General features: G+C 47.6%; 17 protein-coding genes. 5 read left to right on the top strand and 12 right to left on the bottom strand.

Annotated elements, in window-relative coordinates; translation table 11 throughout:
- Positions 1-2: 2 nt before the first annotated feature.
- From BZG74_RS09465 to ccoN, 5 genes are all read right to left on the bottom strand, one after another.
- Entirely contained in the window at positions 3-488 is a 486-nt protein-coding gene (locus tag BZG74_RS09465; protein ID WP_077772367.1) for a FixH family protein, read from the bottom strand.
- Positions 489-562: 74 nt separating this feature from the next.
- Positions 563-1,543, bottom strand: a complete 981-nt coding sequence (ccoP, locus tag BZG74_RS09460; RefSeq protein WP_046073232.1) for a cytochrome-c oxidase, cbb3-type subunit III — start codon at positions 1,541-1,543, stop codon at positions 563-565.
- The gene (locus BZG74_RS09455; protein WP_046073231.1) at positions 1,543-1,725 is read right to left on the bottom strand and encodes a CcoQ/FixQ family Cbb3-type cytochrome c oxidase assembly chaperone; all 183 of its coding nucleotides are present in this window, start codon (positions 1,723-1,725) and stop codon (positions 1,543-1,545) included. Before BZG74_RS09455 ends, ccoP begins: the two co-directional genes overlap by 1 nt.
- A gap of 12 nt (positions 1,726-1,737) precedes the next feature.
- Entirely contained in the window at positions 1,738-2,349 is a 612-nt protein-coding gene (gene ccoO / locus BZG74_RS09450; protein ID WP_046073230.1) for a cytochrome-c oxidase, cbb3-type subunit II, read from the bottom strand.
- Between the two features lie 14 nt (positions 2,350-2,363).
- Entirely contained in the window at positions 2,364-3,791 is a 1,428-nt protein-coding gene (ccoN, locus tag BZG74_RS09445) for a cytochrome-c oxidase, cbb3-type subunit I (protein ID WP_046073229.1), read from the bottom strand.
- 277 nt (positions 3,792-4,068) lie between these two features.
- Between ccoN and BZG74_RS09440 the strand changes: the two genes are divergently transcribed.
- Positions 4,069-4,488 (top strand): hypothetical protein, encoded by a 420-nt coding sequence (locus tag BZG74_RS09440; RefSeq protein WP_077772366.1) that lies wholly within the window; start codon positions 4,069-4,071, stop codon positions 4,486-4,488.
- An 88-nt stretch (positions 4,489-4,576) separates the two neighbouring features.
- On the opposite strand, the gene BZG74_RS09435 is transcribed toward BZG74_RS09440, so the two are convergent.
- Positions 4,577-5,137 (bottom strand): hypothetical protein, encoded by a 561-nt coding sequence (locus BZG74_RS09435; protein ID WP_077772365.1) that lies wholly within the window; start codon positions 5,135-5,137, stop codon positions 4,577-4,579.
- Between the two features lie 143 nt (positions 5,138-5,280).
- On the opposite strand from BZG74_RS09435, the gene BZG74_RS09430 reads away from it, so the two are divergent.
- Both BZG74_RS09430 and BZG74_RS09425 read left to right on the top strand, forming a co-directional pair.
- Positions 5,281-6,471, top strand: a complete 1,191-nt coding sequence (locus BZG74_RS09430; protein WP_077772364.1) for an FIST signal transduction protein — start codon at positions 5,281-5,283, stop codon at positions 6,469-6,471.
- Between the two features lie 2 nt (positions 6,472-6,473).
- Positions 6,474-8,594, top strand: coding sequence for an ATP-binding protein (locus BZG74_RS09425; RefSeq protein WP_077772363.1), 2,121 nt, complete (start codon positions 6,474-6,476; stop codon positions 8,592-8,594).
- Between the two features lie 268 nt (positions 8,595-8,862).
- Here the strand turns inward: BZG74_RS09425 and BZG74_RS09420 are convergent, their stop codons facing one another.
- Positions 8,863-9,153, bottom strand: a complete 291-nt coding sequence (locus BZG74_RS09420) for a DUF3634 family protein (RefSeq protein WP_046073224.1) — start codon at positions 9,151-9,153, stop codon at positions 8,863-8,865.
- A 31-nt stretch (positions 9,154-9,184) separates the two neighbouring features.
- Positions 9,185-9,634: a macrodomain Ter protein MatP gene (gene matP, locus BZG74_RS09415; protein WP_077772362.1), complete on the bottom strand. Its 450-nt coding sequence runs from the start codon at positions 9,632-9,634 to the stop codon at positions 9,185-9,187.
- A gap of 183 nt (positions 9,635-9,817) precedes the next feature.
- Between matP and BZG74_RS09410 the strand changes: the two genes are divergently transcribed.
- Entirely contained in the window at positions 9,818-11,473 is a 1,656-nt protein-coding gene (locus BZG74_RS09410) for an AAA family ATPase (RefSeq protein WP_077772361.1), read from the top strand.
- Between the two features lie 68 nt (positions 11,474-11,541).
- Complete coding sequence (gene fabA / locus BZG74_RS09405; protein WP_046073221.1) at positions 11,542-12,057, top strand: bifunctional 3-hydroxydecanoyl-ACP dehydratase/trans-2-decenoyl-ACP isomerase; 516 nt, start codon at positions 11,542-11,544, stop codon at positions 12,055-12,057.
- 247 nt (positions 12,058-12,304) lie between these two features.
- Here the strand turns inward: fabA and rmf are convergent, their stop codons facing one another.
- The 4 genes from rmf to rlmKL all read right to left on the bottom strand — a co-directional run bounded on the left by rmf (position 12,305) and on the right by rlmKL (position 16,944).
- Positions 12,305-12,475 (bottom strand): ribosome modulation factor, encoded by a 171-nt coding sequence (rmf, locus tag BZG74_RS09400; protein WP_077458712.1) that lies wholly within the window; start codon positions 12,473-12,475, stop codon positions 12,305-12,307.
- A gap of 182 nt (positions 12,476-12,657) precedes the next feature.
- Positions 12,658-14,577: an ABC transporter ATP-binding protein gene (locus tag BZG74_RS09395; RefSeq protein ID WP_077772360.1), complete on the bottom strand. Its 1,920-nt coding sequence runs from the start codon at positions 14,575-14,577 to the stop codon at positions 12,658-12,660.
- On the bottom strand, positions 14,564-14,818 hold the full coding sequence (locus BZG74_RS09390; protein ID WP_077772359.1) for a glutaredoxin family protein: 255 nt from the start codon (positions 14,816-14,818) through the stop codon (positions 14,564-14,566). Before BZG74_RS09390 ends, BZG74_RS09395 begins: the two co-directional genes overlap by 14 nt.
- Positions 14,815-16,944, bottom strand: coding sequence for a bifunctional 23S rRNA (guanine(2069)-N(7))-methyltransferase RlmK/23S rRNA (guanine(2445)-N(2))-methyltransferase RlmL (gene rlmKL, locus BZG74_RS09385; RefSeq protein WP_077772358.1), 2,130 nt, complete (start codon positions 16,942-16,944; stop codon positions 14,815-14,817). Before rlmKL ends, BZG74_RS09390 begins: the two co-directional genes overlap by 4 nt.
- Positions 16,945-17,582: the final 638 nt, after the last annotated feature.

The raw sequence follows: 17,582 nt of genomic DNA, 5'->3' as shown, positions 1-17,582 counted from the left end.
GGTTACTGCTTACCGCTTAACGTCAGGGTATTCGAAACAGGAAAATTGATACGACCGTGCACTTTCCATTGTTTATCGAAGGAGGTGATTTCGATAAACCAAGGACCAGAGATCGGCTCAGCAAGATCAATATGATAAATACCCGCTTGGTTAGGGTTTACCATCACATTCACGTCTTTGCGCTCAAGAGTACGGTGCTGAAGGTGTACATTCAGCGCAGGAAATGACTCGAGATCGCCTTTGTTAAGGGCGATAGCAATTGCCTGGTCGCTTGACGATAGTTGCGCTGAGACCCCTAGCTGGGCAGCGACTTTTAGCTTGGATAAGTCGACATTAATCGCTTTGCCTTTTTTATAGTAATCCTCTGCGACCAAAGACACAGAGTTCATAGAAAAGACAGTCACGGTCAATAAACTCGCGACGACAACAGAAGCGGGAAGGGCAATCAGGAACCAAGGCCAAAACTGCTTGTACCAGGGTGTTACCATCAGAAGCTCCTCGGTTTGAGCATTTACATTTAAGAAGCCCCTGCAAGCAGGGGCTATATTTTACGTCTAAGTGCTTATTCTACTTCAGGATTACTCAAACGCCATACATAGGCAGAGAGTATCTGAATTTTTTCTTCACCTAGGTGAGCTTCCCAGGCAGGCATCACACCTTGCCGGCCGCCACGGATGGTTTGTTCAACCGCGCGGCGAGACCCACCATATAGCCAGATGTTATCCGTTAAATCCGGTGCACCAAAGGCAGGGTTACCTTTACCGTCCGTACCGTGACATGCGGCACATACGACGAATCGGGATTTCCCCTTGGCCGCCATTTGTGGATCAACTTTACGACCTGACAAGCTAAGTGCATAGGCTGCCACTTCTTTTACGCCTTCTTCACCCATGGTATCTAACCAAGCCGGCATGTTGCCTTTTCGGCCATGGAGAAGGGTCGCTTTGATGGTCTCAGGTTCGCCACCATACAACCAAGCGTCGTCCGTCAGATTTGGAAAGCCAGCTTGGCCGCGAGCGTCAGAGCCATGGCAGGCCGCGCAGTTTTGGCTAAACAAACGCTGACCTACCTTTAAGGCTTCCTCGTTGCGAGCGATTTGTGTAATCGGACGCAATGATTTGCCATCTTCTTGGTAGGCGAGTTTGCGGAATGCTTCACCAAAAACTTTGTCAGCCGCCTCGAGCTCCATCGCATATTGGTTAATGTGCTGTGCTTCTTGTGCTTTTGCCATTAACTCACGCGACTCCTCGACACTGCTCACGTCTTGGTACGAACTTTTCCAGCCTAGCACGCCAGCGAAGTTACCTAGCCCCGGATAGAGGATAAGGTAACCCAAGCCGAATACTAAGGTCGCCCAAAACATGTACGACCACCACTTAGGAAGTGGGTTGTTGAGTTCACGAATGCCGTCGTATTCGTGACCCATGTCATCGCCTTCTGCGACGCCCATTTTATCTTTGGTAGTCCAAATGATAAGAGCAGCACAGCCAGCAATCGTGCCGAGTACGATGACTGTTACGAAGATACTCCAAAACGTACTCATTAGCGATTATCTCCTGTCTTGTTATTGGACTTATCCTGATTGTTCTCCTCATCGTCGAAAATCAGGTTAGCCGCTTCATCAAAGTGCTTTTTGCGACGTTTGCTATAAGCCCAAACAACGATCCCAATGAAGCTCACAAATAGGACAACTGTCCAGATACTATGAAAGGTGCCGATATCCATAGGCCCTCCTTATTACTTCATTGCGTGACCTAGTGACTGAAGATAAGCAATCAGCGCTTCTATCTCCGTTTTACCTTCAACCGCGGCTTTTGCATTCTCGATGTCTTCATCGGTGTATGGGACACCAAATTGGTCTCGGAATACTTTCAGCTTGGCAGCTGTTGTTTCTCCATCTAGCTTGTTCTCTGCTAGCCATGGGAAACCAGGCATGTTCGATTCAGGTACTACGTCACGTGGATTAATTAAGTGAACACGGTGCCACTCGTCAGAGTAACGGTCCCCAACTCGGGCAAGATCAGGACCAGTACGCTTTGAGCCCCACAAGAAGGGGTGCTCCCACACACTTTCTCCTGCGACGGCATAGTGACCATAACGCTCGGTTTCAGCTCGAAATGGGCGAACCATTTGACTGTGACACACGTTGCACCCTTCACGGATGTAGATGTCACGTCCTTCCATTTCTAACGCTGTATACGGGCGAAGGTTATCCACCGGTTCAGTGGTTTGCTTTTGATAAATCAGTGGCGTGATTTCCACCAATGCACCAAAGCTGATTGCAACGATAATCAAAATCGCTAGCAAACCTGTGTTTTTTTCTACTATTTCGTGGCGATTTGAACTCATGGTAATCGTCCTCCTTACACCGCAGGCTCAAGCGATTTCAAGCTGGCTTCAGGCGCACGGATCGTTTTGTATGCGTTGTAGGCCATCAAGAACATACCTGATAGGAAAATCGCACCGCCGATAAAGCGGACAAAGTAGAACGGGTAGGAGGCTTCCAATGACTCCACAAAACTGTATGTCAGCGTACCGTCGGTGTTAACCGCACGCCACATCAGACCTTGCATGACACCCGAAATCCACATCGCAACGATGTAAAGCACTGTGCCGATAGTTGCAAGCCAGAAATGCACGTTTACTAATGAAACCGAGTACATGCGCTCTTGGCCAAACAGTTTTGGAATCAAGTGGTAAATAGAGCCGATCGATACCATTGCAACCCAGCCGAGTGCACCAGAGTGGACGTGTCCGATTGTCCAGTCGGTGTAGTGAGACAAGGCGTTCACTGTCTTGATCGACATCATTGGGCCTTCAAACGTAGACATGCCGTAGAATGACAAGGACACGATGAGGAAGCGCAAGATTGGGTCGTAGCGTAGCTTATGCCATGCGCCAGATAGGGTCATAATACCGTTGATCATCCCGCCCCAAGAAGGTGCAAACAAGATCAGCGACATCACCATGCCCAGAGACTGCGTCCAATCAGGCAACGCCGTATAGTGAAGATGGTGGGGGCCTGCCCAAATATACAAAGAAATCAATGCCCAGAAGTGGACAATTGACAGCCGGTATGAATAGACAGGACGACCAGCTTGTTTCGGTACGAAGTAGTACATCATACCCAAAAAGCCTGCAGTTAGAAGGAAACCAACCGCATTGTGCCCATACCACCATTGCACCATGGCATCGACTGCACCCGCGTATATGGAGTACGACTTCATCGGTGAAACAGGGATTGCCATGCTGTTAACGATGTGTAACACCGCGATGGTCAGAATAAAGGCACCGAAGAACCAGTTGGCCACGTAGATGTGTGACGTTTTACGCTTGATAAGCGTGCCAAAGAACACGATAGCGTAAGCGACCCAAACTACCGCGATGGCGATATCAATTGGCCACTCTAGTTCTGCGTACTCTTTAGAGGTGGTATATCCCATTGGCAGCGAAATGGCTGCGGACAGAATAATGGCTTGCCAACCCCAAAAGGTGAACTCTGCTAACTTCCCTCCGAACAACCGCGTTTGACAAGTTCGCTGCGCAACATAATAAGAGGTTGCAAACAACGCACTGGTACCGAATGCGAAAATCACTGCGTTGGTATGCAGTGGACGCAGACGGCTATACGTCAAATACGGAATATCAAAGTTCAGTGCAGGCCACACTAATTGAGCGGCAATAAGTACACCTACAGCCATGCCCACAATACCCCACAAAATCGTAGTTAGGGTAAATAAGCGGACAACGCGGTAGTTGTAGTCTTGTTCAAGCTGCTTAACTTGGCTCATATTGCATGCTTCCACTTTTAGTTAACTACACTCACGTTTGATACGGACGAAGCCTCCGCTTCGCCTGTTAACATACCATTTTTAAGAAAACGCCCCGTTGCGTATGGTTTTTAACCACTTTGCACACTCCGTTGCTATTTCTTTGTAAAAATGGCATTTTCGACCAGAATCATACTGTAGATATTGGTTAAAAAACAGGGTCTAACCCACACACTTAGTGCGGCTTACCTACCTTTCTTATAAAACTTTGACCTCTGTAACACGGAGAAAGCGACTCATGGCAGCAGAAAAACTCACTCGAGGACGACTCGCGCAAATCATCGTTATGCTTACACTTTTGGTGGTTGCTTTCTTCTGGAGGACGCTGGTCTATACACCTRGATTAACCATTATAGACTGTGAAGGGGAACGTGGATTTTGTGGCACGTCACAATCTCAGCAGCCCATAGAGTTCGCTTGGAGCAAAGAACAGGATTATGTAATATTTTCAGCTACTTCAGACCAAAAACCACACTCGGCTTATTGGGGGGGAGAAGGGAAAAAGCAGGTCGCAATCAGCGATCAGCAAGACCGAAATGGGGAAAAGATCACGCTAACTTGGCAGTGGAAAACACAAGATTTACCCCGCAATCCGATAAGGTTTAACCTTGTCTTTGATCAATATCAATTTAAATTTAATTACCCTAAAAGCGACTAAGAAACTGCGGTTTAAAGCTTATTTTTTCTCTCTGGTAACAATTACAAAAGGAAATGCTTATTTATAAGTATTTCCGTCTTTTTTCTTGTTATAGCTTAATTATAAACTCTTGATTGTTAATGCTATTTGACTCATCGTCTAAAAGAAAGCATACCAAGGGAGATAAAACTTCGCTCTTTTTACGTGACGGTAATGTTTCCACATCAGTGTTAATATTGTGATCCGACCAGAAACTTATACTGTTAATCCGTTGCAGGCGATTTGTAGCTAACTTGTCATTTACGGGCGCGCTGGCCAGATGGCTGTTTGTATCAATAACGACACAACGAGCACCCATCTGACAAAATGAATCCAGCCCATCAACCCCCAGTAATTGTATATAGGCATGGCCCAGCTCAGACACGATGACAGCACCGATAAAAGGGGAGAGTTGCATAGTGCACTGATCAAGCGTGACGTGAAGGGTACCGGGCGTGAACACTGGTGCTTCTTTAAACCTGACTCTGGGATCATGAGCGACGATGTCGAGCGCTGCCTTTTGATTATGATCAATAATAATTGGCGTATAGCCTTTCGCGGCCAATTGGTAGGCGATAGTGGCACCCAAGGTGCAGGCTCCACCGAATAACGCAATGGGTCGACAATCCATGTTGAGCACTCTAGCGATATAAATGGGGAGATAGGATACGTGATTTTAACCACCATTTCAGCCGACTAGCGCAATGATTTGATTGCCTGATACAGGTATCATTAAAATCGTGATAAATCGCGAGCACAATAACGAACATTAAGATGAAAATAGCCACGGCATGCACACAAAATCCAGACGCAGTAGACGCCGCGCAAACACTGGCGCGCACTTTATTGGGCCGTCTAAAGGCACCTAAGCTTTTAATGCTCTACTGTACGGAACAATACGATGTTGATGCACTTCAGCGAGCAATGGTTGCGCTTTTCCCTGGCGTGCCATTGATAGGGTGTACGACCTGCTGCGGTGTCATGACGCAAGCCGGTTATATCAAAGGGCCGACAGCTGCAGTCTGGGCTTGCAGTGATGAAAAGGGCAGCTATGGTACCGCGCTCGTGCCACACCAAGTCCATCGCCCTATACGCGACTCAGCGCGCATTGCGCTTAATCAAGCAATAGAAGAGAGCGGCCGTTGTGGCGAGCTCCCAAAACTCATCGCTTTACACAGTACTCCGGGTGATGAGGAAACGACCTTAGCCGCCATTCGAGAAGAGTTAGGCGTATCGGTCCCGGTGATCGGTGGCTCAGCGGCGGCCGACACCGTCGGCGGACGGTGGGCCATTTTCGATAATAAGCAAACCGCGCAATCTGGCATCGCAATCAGTGTTTTTTATCCAACAGCACGGGTGAGTTACTCATTCCACTCTGGTTATGCGGCCACAACGAAGAAGGCCATCGTGACAGAGGTATGTGGTCGCACCTTAGTTAGCTTGGATCATAAACCCGCATCGGCGGTTTATAAAGGCTGGTACGAAGAAGAAACCGGGCAAACGCTAGATTTAGGAGACTCGCTGTTCGCACGATCAACCTTGTATCCGCTCGGGACACAAACGGGCAAGATACACGGCTTACCTTATTACACCTTGTCACACCCCATGTTTGTTAACCAAGACGGGCACATGGAACTTTTCTCGCAAATAGCCGTAGGGCAAACCGCGCACTTTATGACTGGCACCAGTGAAGGGTTGATTGCCCGTGCAAGTCGAGTGGTGGACTCGGCAAACGATCATGCGCTGCGAACGCCTCAACCTCTCGGTGGGCTGGCGATTTATTGTGCGGGGTGTATGCTTCACGTCAAAGATCGCCTTGACCAAGTCGCCGACAATATCAACACGGCCTTGTACGCTGCGCCGTTTGTTTGCCCGTTTACCTTTGGTGAACAAGGCTTGTTTAAAGGTGGGGAATTGTCCCATGGTAATTTAATGATCTCGGCTGTGTTATTTCATAAGGATTAATCATGACGTCGAAACGCGTATCGACCTCTGAACGTTCAGATTCTGAATCTTTACAAGAAACCTTATTTGAACTTAGTCGTGTTGAAGCAAGAGAAAAGCGTTTAAGGGAAGAAAATGACGCGATTTTGTCGGCAATCTCAGCCATGACAGAAGCGACGTCAAAAACCGATATTTTTGCTTCCTTACTTGATGTGATCCGCCGGTATGTCAGCTTTGATAGCGCCGTGGCACTGAGCCGTAATCGAGAGACAGAAGATGCGTTTCGCTGTCTCGTATCGACTGAACGCTTACTGGAAACAGTCACTTGGCAAACAGGCGATGTGTTCCGCCGCTGTGTAAGTGGTGAAACGGTTGCTATCTATAAACCTGGCATGGTGAAAGAGATGCATTGCTTAACGCATCAATACGCCAGTTATTTACAAGGTACTGCGCTGATTAGCGGATTAACAGTAAATGACAGCGAAGTCATGCTTATTTTGCTGTCACACCGCCGCGATGCATTTAATAACGAAGCCCAGCAAGTCATCGACCGATTTCGCCCCTTGATTGAACGTACCATTATGGACATCGACTACCGCCACCGCCTACATGCATTAGTGGGGAGTCGCACCCAGGAACTTAATGCTAGCCGACAGCGCTTTCAAGACTTTGCCCAAACAGCGAGTGACTGGTTTTGGGAGCTCGACAACCAATTTCAACTGACTTACCTGTCGTCACCTAATACTGATACCGACATCGACGCTGAAGCCCTGCTGGCAAAGCTCAAATCAGACACCGAATTAAAAGCGAAATTAGAAGAGTACATATACACAGCAGAAGCCTTTAGCGATATTGAATGGCATATAGAGTCTCGTCACCATGACTATTGGGTCAGCCTCTCAGGCCGTCCTTGCTACAATAAGCGCGGTGAGCTCGCAGGCTATCGAGGGACGGCTAAAGATATCACTGCGACCAAACGTCGTGTTGTCGAATTGCAACAGGCTCGTCAGCAAGCAGAGTTAGCCAATAATGCCAAATCGCAGTTCCTTGCGGTCATGAGCCACGAAATCCGCACGCCGCTCAATGCTGTTTTGGGATTGATCGATGCATTGCAACACTCTTCATTAACGCAAGAACAAAGGCAGTGGGTAGGGCAAATGGATAAATCTGCACAGCTATTGCTAATACTGATCAGCGATGTTCTCGATTTATCTAAAATTGAGTCCAACCGGTTTTCGCTATCTCCCTCATTGATGAAGCCCAGCGATAGCGTATCGAATGTCTATCAACAATTGATAGAGCGCGCCGATAAAAAGCGTATTAACCTCTCTGTCAGTGTCTCTTCTTCTGTGCCCAACACCTTGTTTATGGATGAGAACCGCTTTACGCAGATACTGCTTAACTTGGTGGCCAATGCCTTAAAATTCACGGAACGCGGCGGGGTGACAGTGTCACTTGGTGCCCATGGTGATGTACTCGAGTTGTGGGTGAAAGATTCAGGAATCGGCATCGACGAAAAGCAGATTGGTCGAATCTTTGAGCCTTTTACTCAAGCGGATGGCAGCATTACTCGCCGCTTTGGCGGTACAGGCCTTGGACTATCTATTTGCAAAAAGCTGGTAGAGATGATGGGAGGCAGTATTCATGTGGAAAGTGAGCCTTACCAAGGAACTGACTTCTGCGTTCGTTTGCCGATTGTCGAAACACCTCAAGATGCACAAAAACACCACGCACAACTTAATGTCCCGCCCGACGCCGTGCAGGCTATGTCGATATTAGTCGCCGAAGACAGCCGCGCTAATCAAATGGTGGTGAGGTTAATGCTGGAAAAACAAGGTCATACCGTCGTATTAGCATCCAATGGTGAAGAGGCACTGGCACAGGTTAAACACACTGAATTTGATTTGGTGCTGATGGACATGTCGATGCCTGTTATGGATGGTATTGCCGCCACCAAAGCATTGCGTGCTTCAGGGTTTAAACGTCCAATTGTTGCGTTAACGGCTAACGCGATGGACGAAGATAAACAACGGTGTGTCCGCGCAGGCATGGATGACTTTGTGACGAAACCCATTAGAGCAGCGAGCCTGAAAGCGGTGTTACATGCATATCAGCCACTTGATCTTTCCGCTAATTACCGCTGAATTGAATCGACTTAGGCCAATCCATTTGGAATAATCAAGATTAAAGGAAGTAGTAATTAGCTATTTTATGGTAAATAGCTAATTACGTTTAATGGTAGCAAGCGAGTAGTGCTAGACGAGTAAACAAACGCGGCCATCATCTACGCCGAAACGAAATTTAACATAATCTATATAATGCGCACTTATGGGTATGTATTAATAGAGGAACGATATGGCGTTTATCACTTGTCATATCGCTCCTTGTCCATTGCTGTCTGTAACCTAGGTGCTATTTGAATGATTGATGTGGAAATACGTTTTTGATCCGTTGCTGAATGCGGTTATCGATGCTGCGCGACATTACCACCTTCGCGGGTTTAAAGCGGTTGCTATACACTTTCACTGTGCCCGTGAACGGATGACGTTTCGCAATGTCTTGGCAGTCATGTAAGAAACCTTTCGGCACTTTTCCTTTGTGACGCACTAACTGACCATCTTTAAACGCAATTACAATCAGTGGCCGGTCAATCAACATGAATGCGAGGAAAATGGCAAAAGAAATCAGTAAAAAGTAGCCCATACTGCAATGCTCGCTTATCGGTTAACGGGTTTCACATTCCTAGCAAGTTACTCAGATCTTGCTTTAAGGTGTCTACTTGCTTGTTGGCACTCTCTGAGCGATTGGCTTCAGATAACAAATACTCAATAGTGTCAGATAAAGTCGCATCAAGCTCGTGTGCTTTCTGCGAGAGTTTTTCCCACACACGATAATCCAAATCGATAGATTTTTTCCGCGTTTGCTCTTGCTCGGCGTTAAAGTGACGCTTGCGCTTGGCACGAATCGCTTGTTTTAGCTTTTTCTCCAATGAAGGTGACATGTGTTTTTCAATCCATTGATGCACACGCGTTGGCTCATGCTCCAACGCTAACAAGGCGTCAACGGCTGTTTTTGCCTCATCGCTGTCAATGTATTTTGTGACAGCGTCACCATCTTTCCACTTTTTCACCAGGTAGGTCCATTTCCAGCCTGCTTCAAGGTTCTCGAGTTGTTGATATTTCATATGCCAAGCTTCAGTCACGCCAAGTAGTGACAGCGTAACACTAACGCGCTGCCTGTTCAATTATCACACACCTGAAAGGTAACGCACGCACCGGTAGACGATCCAATGGCTGCACTATCCTATTACCACAGTGTGTTATCCTTTATACTCTGTCCATTCTAATCTTAGTCAGTAATCATAGACATGCATGAAGTTGATTGGCGTGATGCCAAACCACATTATTCTCAGTTTTCTCTCGACATTGCACAATTTGCGCATTTAGAGGCGGCCTCGCTGCTATCACTGCAATCGCGATTAAAAAAAGCACTGACTTGGTTAATGTCACCTTCGTGTCCAACCTCGTGTCTTACTGTGATGTCAGCTGACTTGCCTCAATATCTCAATGCCTATCAAGCAGAATTAGTTGCACAATACCCAGAAGTGCCGGTTGTGATCGGTGACGCGGTTACCGAGTCAACACTGTTTGGCTTTGCTTATGATGCGAATAAAAATGTGACAGCGTCACAAAAGAAAAGCGGCTTACTGCATCAAGCTCACGATGGCGTATTGATTTTAAAAGTAGCGGATGTACTGCAGCAGCCGCGCGTTTGGGTGCGCCTCAAACAGTTTTTATCATCAGGCAAACTCGCATGGCAAACCGCCCGCGCCGATCAAGTAACTGATTTGCCCGATGAGGCACTGAACGTACGTCTGGTGTTAGTCGGTGATAGACAATGGCTGGCCGACTTTGAAACCAATGAGCCTGATCTCTACGACGGCCTGTCAGCTTATGCCGAATATGAGCAAGACATTGCGCTCGACGCGGCCACCATTGTGCCCTACTTTGCTTGGCTAAAAGGCTTGGTCTCCGCTCAAACGCACTTACCCATGACAGAGTCAGGCTTAGTGCGTTTATTGCAAGCAGGAGCGCGTGAAAGCGAAGATCAACTGCGGATGCCCTTGTGTCCGGTTTGGTATCAGCAGCTACTGGCTGAATCTGTCATAACGGCATCGGATGCGCTCGACAAAGCGGCGATTGATGCCGCTATCTCTCAGCGGTACCAACGTGCTGCCTACCTCCCTGAGCGTGCGATTGAAGACATCCACAAAGGACAAGTTTTTATTGATACTCGTGGTGAGCATATCGGCCAAATTAATGGTCTTACCGTGATCGAAGTGCCCGGCCATCCGATGAGTTACGGTGAACCAGCGAGAATTTCTTGCGTCGTTCACTCCGGTGATGGCGATATTGCTGATGTTGAGCGCAAAGCCGAGCTTGCGGGCAATATTCACGCCAAAGGCATGATGATTATGCAAGCCTTTGTGAGCGTGGCGCTAAACCTCGATGACCCTTTACCCTATTCCGCCTCCATCGTATTTGAACAATCGTATAGTGAAGTCGATGGTGACAGTGCATCCTTGGCGGAGTTGTGTGCCTTTGTAAGCGCGTTATCTCAACAACCGATTAATCAAGCCATAGCCATCACTGGTGCAGTTGACCAGTTTGGTCGTGTACAAGCGGTAGGCGGGATCAATGAAAAAATCGAAGGCTATTACCAAGTTTGTGCCCACCGTGGCTTAACGGGTCAGCAAGGTGTCGTATTGCCTAAAACGAACTTGTCATCCTTATGTTTGCGTAACGATGTGGTAGATGCGATCAAAGCCGGTCAATTTCATATTTGGGCGGTGGATGATGTCGAACAGGCCTTTCCGCTTGTGACAGGTCTCCCATTCTCAGGCGACCATGAAGAGACATTGCTAAGAAAAATATCTAATCGAATAAATCATTTTCATACTGATGAAAAACAAAGTTGCAACAGTTTGTTTAAACGCTTAAAAAACTGGTTTGGCCAGTACTGATCCGAGTTGTTTGGCGTACACGTGTACGCTAACCTGCTCGCAATTGAATAAGGAGCAGTTTAGATATAATGAAACGCCAAAATTCCTATAATCGCGACGATTTACTCGCATCCAGCCAAGGCGAGCTCTTTGGCCCGGGACGCCCACAGCTTCCGGCACCAAACATGCTGATGATGGACCGTATCACCAACATTACCGATCAAGGTGGTGACTTTGATAAAGGCGTGATTGTCGCTGAGTTGGATATCAACCCAGATTTATGGTTTTTCGACTGCCACTTCCCAGGTGATCCAGTAATGCCTGGTTGCCTTGGCTTAGACGCTATGTGGCAGCTAGTCGGCTTTTTCCTCGGTTGGGTTGGCGGCGAAGGCAAAGGCCGTGCCTTAGGTGTCGGTGAAGTGAAATTTACCGGGCAAGTGCTTCCTACCGCTAAACGCGTTCGTTATGAAATTCACATGAAGCGTGTTATCAATCGCAAACTCGTTATGGGTGTCGGCGATGGCCGTGTCTACGTTGATGACAAAGAAATCTACGTAGCGAAAGATCTGAAAGTCGGTCTGTTTCAAGACACTTCCGCATTCTAGCAAATGCATATGCCTGAAAGTCGGTGATAAACTGCCGACTTTCCCTTTCCCTTTCCCTTTCCCTTTCCCTTTTCACCAAGCCCTAACGCCTCCGATTTGTTAGACGAGTGACTTTAATCATATCTTGGCTCTGTCCACGTAAAGGTACTTTTGTTTTATTACTTCTATACCTATAAAGTTATAGTGCGTTAAATGGCTATTAAAAAGGCCTTATCAAGAGGATAAGGCCGTAAACATTTAAGAGAGACTACTTCATCATTTCCGACTTACTGGTTCTGCCTTCGCGCCATCCGCCAAGCCAGCTACTTCTCGCATCCGTTTGTTGGTAAGGACATAGTTCAGACGATCGACCGTTTATTCCTGCTTGAAAGCCCTTTGACTGTGCGCGTTCCAAACGATCTCGCTTCTGTCTTTTCATAGGGTCGCCCTCTTTATTCCATCTTGTTCAATGCTGCCTGTCATTTGCAATGGGTGCTTCCGTCTGTGACGTTTTTATGAAGCACCTTCTACAGCTTCGATCATGATGATTTTTTAAGCAAGCACTATCGCGTCACCACTAAGTAAAATGTGAGTCAAATCCCGTCATAAGTGACAGTGTCACTAGGCTTCTTTCTGCATCGCTTCCAGTTCTTCCCAGCGTTCAAAGGCCTGCTCGAGCTCCTGCTCTGCCTCTGCCAATCGCGTCAATTTTGGTTGTGTAACCTCCTGACTTTTCGAGAAAAATTCAGGATCGTTCATCTCAGACTGTAGCGATTCAATCTCACCTTCTAGCGCTTCAAGCTTCGCGGGCAAGCCCTCCAATTCACGTTGCAATTTATAGGATAGCTTGCGAGGTTTACTCTTAGGTTTTGCCGTCTTTTGTTCCGTATCAGCCTTATCAGCCGTTGATTGCGCACCGCTAGCAGGCGTGATGGCTTTTAGGTATTGCTCGCGCTGTTGTTGGGCATCGTGATACCCCCCCACGAACTTATTAATGGTACCATCGCCTTCAAATATCCAGCTGTGTGTCACCGTGTTATCAACGAATTGACGATCATGGCTGACCAGCAACAAGGTGCCTTGGAATTGCGAAAGCAAGTCTTCCAGTAGTTCGAGCGTTTCGATATCGAGATCGTTGGTTGGCTCATCAAGTACCAAAAGATTAGCAGGCTTTAGGAATAACTTCGCCAACAGTAGACGGTTTTTCTCGCCTCCGGAGAGCGCTTTCACTGGGGTTTGCGCCCGTCTCGGATGGAATAAGAAATCTTGCAAATATCCCATCACGTGGCGCTTCCGACCACCGACTTCAACCTCGGTTTTTCCACCCGCCAGGTTCTCGATGACCGTTTTTTCTGGATCTAATTTCTCCCGGTATTGATCAAAATACGCAACATCCAGTTTTGTCCCTACGTGCAAGGTTCCACTGTCCGGGGTGAGTTTTTCAAGCATGAGCTTTAATAGTGTACTTTTACCACATCCGTTCGGGCCAATCAGCGCAATCCGATCGCCACGCACCACCGTGAAACTAAATGGCTTAATCAGTGGCGTGTCTTGATAGGTAAAAGCGACGTTGTCTGCTTCAAACACAATTTTGCCAGAGCGGCTGGCATCATCGAGCTGCAAGTTTGCGTTACCCTGTAACTCGACGCGACTCGCACGCTCTTGTCGTAGCGCTTTCAGGGCACGCACACGCCCCTCATTACGGGTACGACGCGCTTTAATACCTTGACGAATCCAGGCTTCTTCTTGCGCAAGTTTTTTATCAAACTCGGCATTTTGCTCCGCTTCTACTCGCAGCGCCTCTTCTTTACCGTCGAGATAAGTCTGATAATCCCCTGGCCATGAGGTCAGTTTACCGCGGTCAAGATCAACGATACGTGTGGCCATAGCGCCAATGAACGAGCGGTCATGCGAGATAAAGACGATTGCGCCTTTAAAATCTTTTAAGAATTGCTCTAACCACAAAATGGTAGAGACATCCAGGTGGTTAGTTGGCTCATCAAGAAGCAACACATCCGGCTCACAAACCAGGGCTCGGGCTAAAGCTGCCTTGCGTTGCCAGCCACCAGATAACGCTTTAAGCGCGGTGTTGCCTTCCAGCCCTAATGCTCCTAATACCACCATAATTTGGTTATCAAAACGCCACGCATCAGCGTGGTCCAATGCTTCTTGCACTTTGGCAAGCTCGGCAATATTACGATCACTGGGATCGGTTTCGATCTTCGCGATCAGCTGGTGATACTGCTTTAGTTTATCTCCCGCTTCCGCGAGACCTTCAGCCACGTAATCAAACACAGTGCCTTGGCTATCGCGTGGTGGATCTTGCTCAAGCCGAGAAACTTTGAGTTCAGACTGGCTTTGAATACTGCCATCATCAAGCTGAACCTGACCGTCAAGGACCTTCATCAAGGTAGACTTACCGGCGCCATTGCGCCCTACCAGACACACGCGCTCACCTGGCTGGAGAATAAAGTCAGTTTTGTCCAGTAATGGGTTGTCGCCATACGCCAACTGGGCGGAGGTTATTTTAATTAATGCCATGTTGCGTTAACCAAGCTTGTAATTGTGTGTGATCAAACGGCCAACCCAGTTCATCGCTAACTTCTCCCTCTCGATTGCGTATTGCAATGACAGGGATCGTGACGCCGTAACGCTCAAAGAGCGTATCGTCAAAGGCAATGTCTTGGGTTTCAAGTGGCGTTTGATAGCCGAGAGATTGATAGAGTGCCCACGCTTGTTCACAAAGGTGGCACCCTTCCGTGCTAAACATCACTAGTGTCATGCAGACGTGTCCTGATGACGAATAATCCAGCAATTATGAATATGTGGATTGCGAGCAAAATCTTCAGGGATCGAACGCTTGCTAATGTTTTCTGCACTAAGCCCTGCAGCCGCTAAACCTTCCAAATCCATTTTGAAGTGCCGCTTGTTGTTGGAAAAAATGATTTCACCACCGGGACGTAAACGGTCTTTCAGTGCTAAAAGCACATCCAGGTGGTCACGCTGCACATCAAAGGTACTGTGCATCCTTTTAGAGTTAGAGAATGTCGGCGGATCGATAAATATCAAATCAAATTGCTGATCAGATTGGCGAATCCATTGTAGACAGTCTGCCTGCTCAACACGGTGTTGACGCCCAACAATGCCATTGAGCTTCATATTGCGCTCAGCCCACGCCAAATAGGTTTTCGACATGTCGACGGTGGTCGTAGAAAGAGCGCCACCTACCGCGGCATGCACCGATGCACTGCCGGTATAAGCAAAGAGGTTAAGAAAGTCTTTGCCTTTTGCTTTCTCGCCGATTAAGCGGCGTGTGTAACGATGGTCAAGAAATACCCCGGTATCGAGATAATCATAAAGATTGACTTCGAGTGCCACGCCATATTCATGGACAGTCATGGTTCGAGACGCGCCGGCAAGTTTTTGATACTGGTTATTGCCCTTTTGCTTTTCGCGCGTTTTTAATACCACTTTATTGGCATCCACACCGGTCACTGCAATGGCGGCACGCACCATATCTAATAAGCGACGGCGCGCTTTCTCAGGCTCAATGGTTTTCGGCGCAGCATACTCTTGAATAACCAGATAATCGCGATAGCGATCTATCGCTGCTTTGTAATCAGGTAAGTCGGCATCATAGAGCCGATAACACTCTATCTCTTGTTTTTTTGCCCATTTGTCCAGCTTCGCCATATTTTTGCGCAAACGGTTAGCAAAATCAGGCGCTACGTCAGCCTTTGGCGCATCCTTTTCTGGTTTTTCACCACGTGCGGTAATCGCGTATGTTTTCATCACACAATCTAACGCACCATTGCGTAACTTAAATTTGTCATCCGCACGCATCCGTAAGCAGCTAAGCAGCTCTTCAGATCCCGAATACAAAGAAACCGTGTTCCCCGCAAACGCCTCTTTAAGGTGATCACCAAGCTGGGTGTACAAGGCAATCAAACCGGGTGTGGTCCCTAAACGCTCACCGTATGGCGGGTTAGAGATGATATGGCCATCAGTGAAGCCTTCTGGTGGCATCACTTGCGTCGCATCACCAGCGATAAATTCAATTAGTTCTGCCACCCCAGCACGTCGCGCATTCGCGCGCGCTGTTTCAATCATACGGGCATCGTTATCCGTGCCATAAAAGCGTGTCTGGCACTGACTCACACCGCGTTTAGCCTTGACGCTCGCTTCAGCTTTGATCGCTTTAAAGACTTCATCATCAAAGCCAAGCAATGATTCAAAGCCCCAACGCTTACGCTTTAAGCCTGGCGCAATATTTGCCGCCATCATCGCCGCTTCTATCAGCAAAGTGCCTGAACCACACATGATATCCATCAGAGGTTGGTCCGTCTTCCAGCCACTCCGTGCCACCAAAGCCGCGGCATGGGTTTCTCGTAATGGTGCCGTGCCAGCCTGGGTACGATAGCCACGCTGATGCAGGCCGCTCCCCACCATATCAATCCCAAGCAGGCCTTGATCTTTAGATAAACGCATATGGATACGTAAATCAGGCTGCTCGCGGTCGATGCTTGGACGGGGCAAATTCGACTTTTCAAACTTATCAACAATCGCGTCTTTAACTTTTAATGCACCATACTGGCTGTTACGTATCTCGCGATTGGTACCATTAAAGTCCACCGCAATCCGCTGACTGGCGTGAAAATAATCTGGCCAGTTAATTGCCGTTGCCCCAAGATAGAGATCCATATCATCGCGCACCGCAAACTCGCCCAGCACCAAGACGAACCGTGACGCAATCCGACTCCATAAACAGCATTGATACAGTGTTGAATCGTCGGCTTTAAATTTAACCCCTGCATGGACTTGTTTGAGGCTAGATACGCCAAGTTGTTCAAGCTCTTGAGCTAGCATGTGCTCGAGACCTCGAGCGGTTATTGCGAGATAGTGTTTCATTCAGTCTCTACACCCTTTGGGCGTCGTTGTCATCATGGCGGCGATTATACATCAATCTTACGCCTATCGTTGACCCAAGCGGCGACAATCTCATTGAGTGATGAATAAATCGCCGGATTGTTGTTTCCAACAAGAAACAAACATCCAGGCACACTTGTTTCCAAATAGAATCAATCATCCCCACTTGATGCGCATATCTGTTTCCCTCAGGAAACCACCTTGCTTTATCACTCATCTCACCTCGCCAAATCCGTTTTGAACTGAACGCGTGTAAGCATTCACTGTGACTATTACGCATATTATGTCTGATAGTATTAAAACGAAAATGGCTTATCTTTCCCTTTGGGAACGAATCGCAAGCCGTGCAAACTGGACTAGACCAGGACGGATTTATTCAAGCATTTTGACGCCTAAAAGAGGAAGAAAGGCGTCATTCATTGACCTTATAAGGGTGAAAACACCCCTAAATCAATGAAAAAATGCGTAGGCATGTGCACACTTTTCGCTCATAAAATGAACTGATATCACATTTTTTACGCACATCTGTTTGGTATAAGAAACGTCAAAATACAGCTATAGCGCTGTAGTCTGTGCAAGAAACAAGGAAAGTGAGGGAAGAAAGGAGGCGTGGGCTGAGT

This window comes from Salinivibrio sharmensis (assembly GCF_001995985.1).
In the GTDB taxonomy this organism is placed as follows: domain Bacteria; phylum Pseudomonadota; class Gammaproteobacteria; order Enterobacterales; family Vibrionaceae; genus Salinivibrio; species Salinivibrio sharmensis.
This window is presented reverse-complemented; position numbering and strand designations above follow the sequence as displayed.

Bases quoted from the DNA above. Each gene is read 5' to 3' on its own strand.
- BZG74_RS09420 (WP_046073224.1), bottom strand. From the start codon at position 9,153: ATGGGCTACTTTTTACTGATTTCTTTTGCCATTTTCCTCGCATTCATG.
- rmf (WP_077458712.1), bottom strand. From the start codon at position 12,475: ATGAAAAGACAGAAGCGAGATCGTTTGGAACGCGCACAGTCAAAGGGC.
- fabA (WP_046073221.1), top strand. From the start codon at position 11,542: ATGAAACGCCAAAATTCCTATAATCGCGACGATTTACTCGCATCCAGC.
- BZG74_RS09435 (WP_077772365.1), bottom strand. From the start codon at position 5,137: ATGGATTGTCGACCCATTGCGTTATTCGGTGGAGCCTGCACCTTGGGT.
- BZG74_RS09425 (WP_077772363.1), top strand. From the start codon at position 6,474: ATGACGTCGAAACGCGTATCGACCTCTGAACGTTCAGATTCTGAATCT.
- BZG74_RS09390 (WP_077772359.1), bottom strand. From the start codon at position 14,818: ATGACACTAGTGATGTTTAGCACGGAAGGGTGCCACCTTTGTGAACAA.
- ccoN (WP_046073229.1), bottom strand. From the start codon at position 3,791: ATGAGCCAAGTTAAGCAGCTTGAACAAGACTACAACTACCGCGTTGTC.
- BZG74_RS09430 (WP_077772364.1), top strand. From the start codon at position 5,281: ATGAAAATAGCCACGGCATGCACACAAAATCCAGACGCAGTAGACGCC.
- BZG74_RS09465 (WP_077772367.1), bottom strand. From the start codon at position 488: ATGGTAACACCCTGGTACAAGCAGTTTTGGCCTTGGTTCCTGATTGCC.
- matP (WP_077772362.1), bottom strand. From the start codon at position 9,634: ATGAAATATCAACAACTCGAGAACCTTGAAGCAGGCTGGAAATGGACC.
- rlmKL (WP_077772358.1), bottom strand. From the start codon at position 16,944: ATGAAACACTATCTCGCAATAACCGCTCGAGGTCTCGAGCACATGCTA.
- BZG74_RS09410 (WP_077772361.1), top strand. From the start codon at position 9,818: ATGCATGAAGTTGATTGGCGTGATGCCAAACCACATTATTCTCAGTTT.
- BZG74_RS09455 (WP_046073231.1), bottom strand. From the start codon at position 1,725: ATGGATATCGGCACCTTTCATAGTATCTGGACAGTTGTCCTATTTGTG.
- ccoP (WP_046073232.1), bottom strand. From the start codon at position 1,543: ATGAGTACGTTTTGGAGTATCTTCGTAACAGTCATCGTACTCGGCACG.
- BZG74_RS09395 (WP_077772360.1), bottom strand. From the start codon at position 14,577: ATGGCATTAATTAAAATAACCTCCGCCCAGTTGGCGTATGGCGACAAC.
- ccoO (WP_046073230.1), bottom strand. From the start codon at position 2,349: ATGAGTTCAAATCGCCACGAAATAGTAGAAAAAAACACAGGTTTGCTA.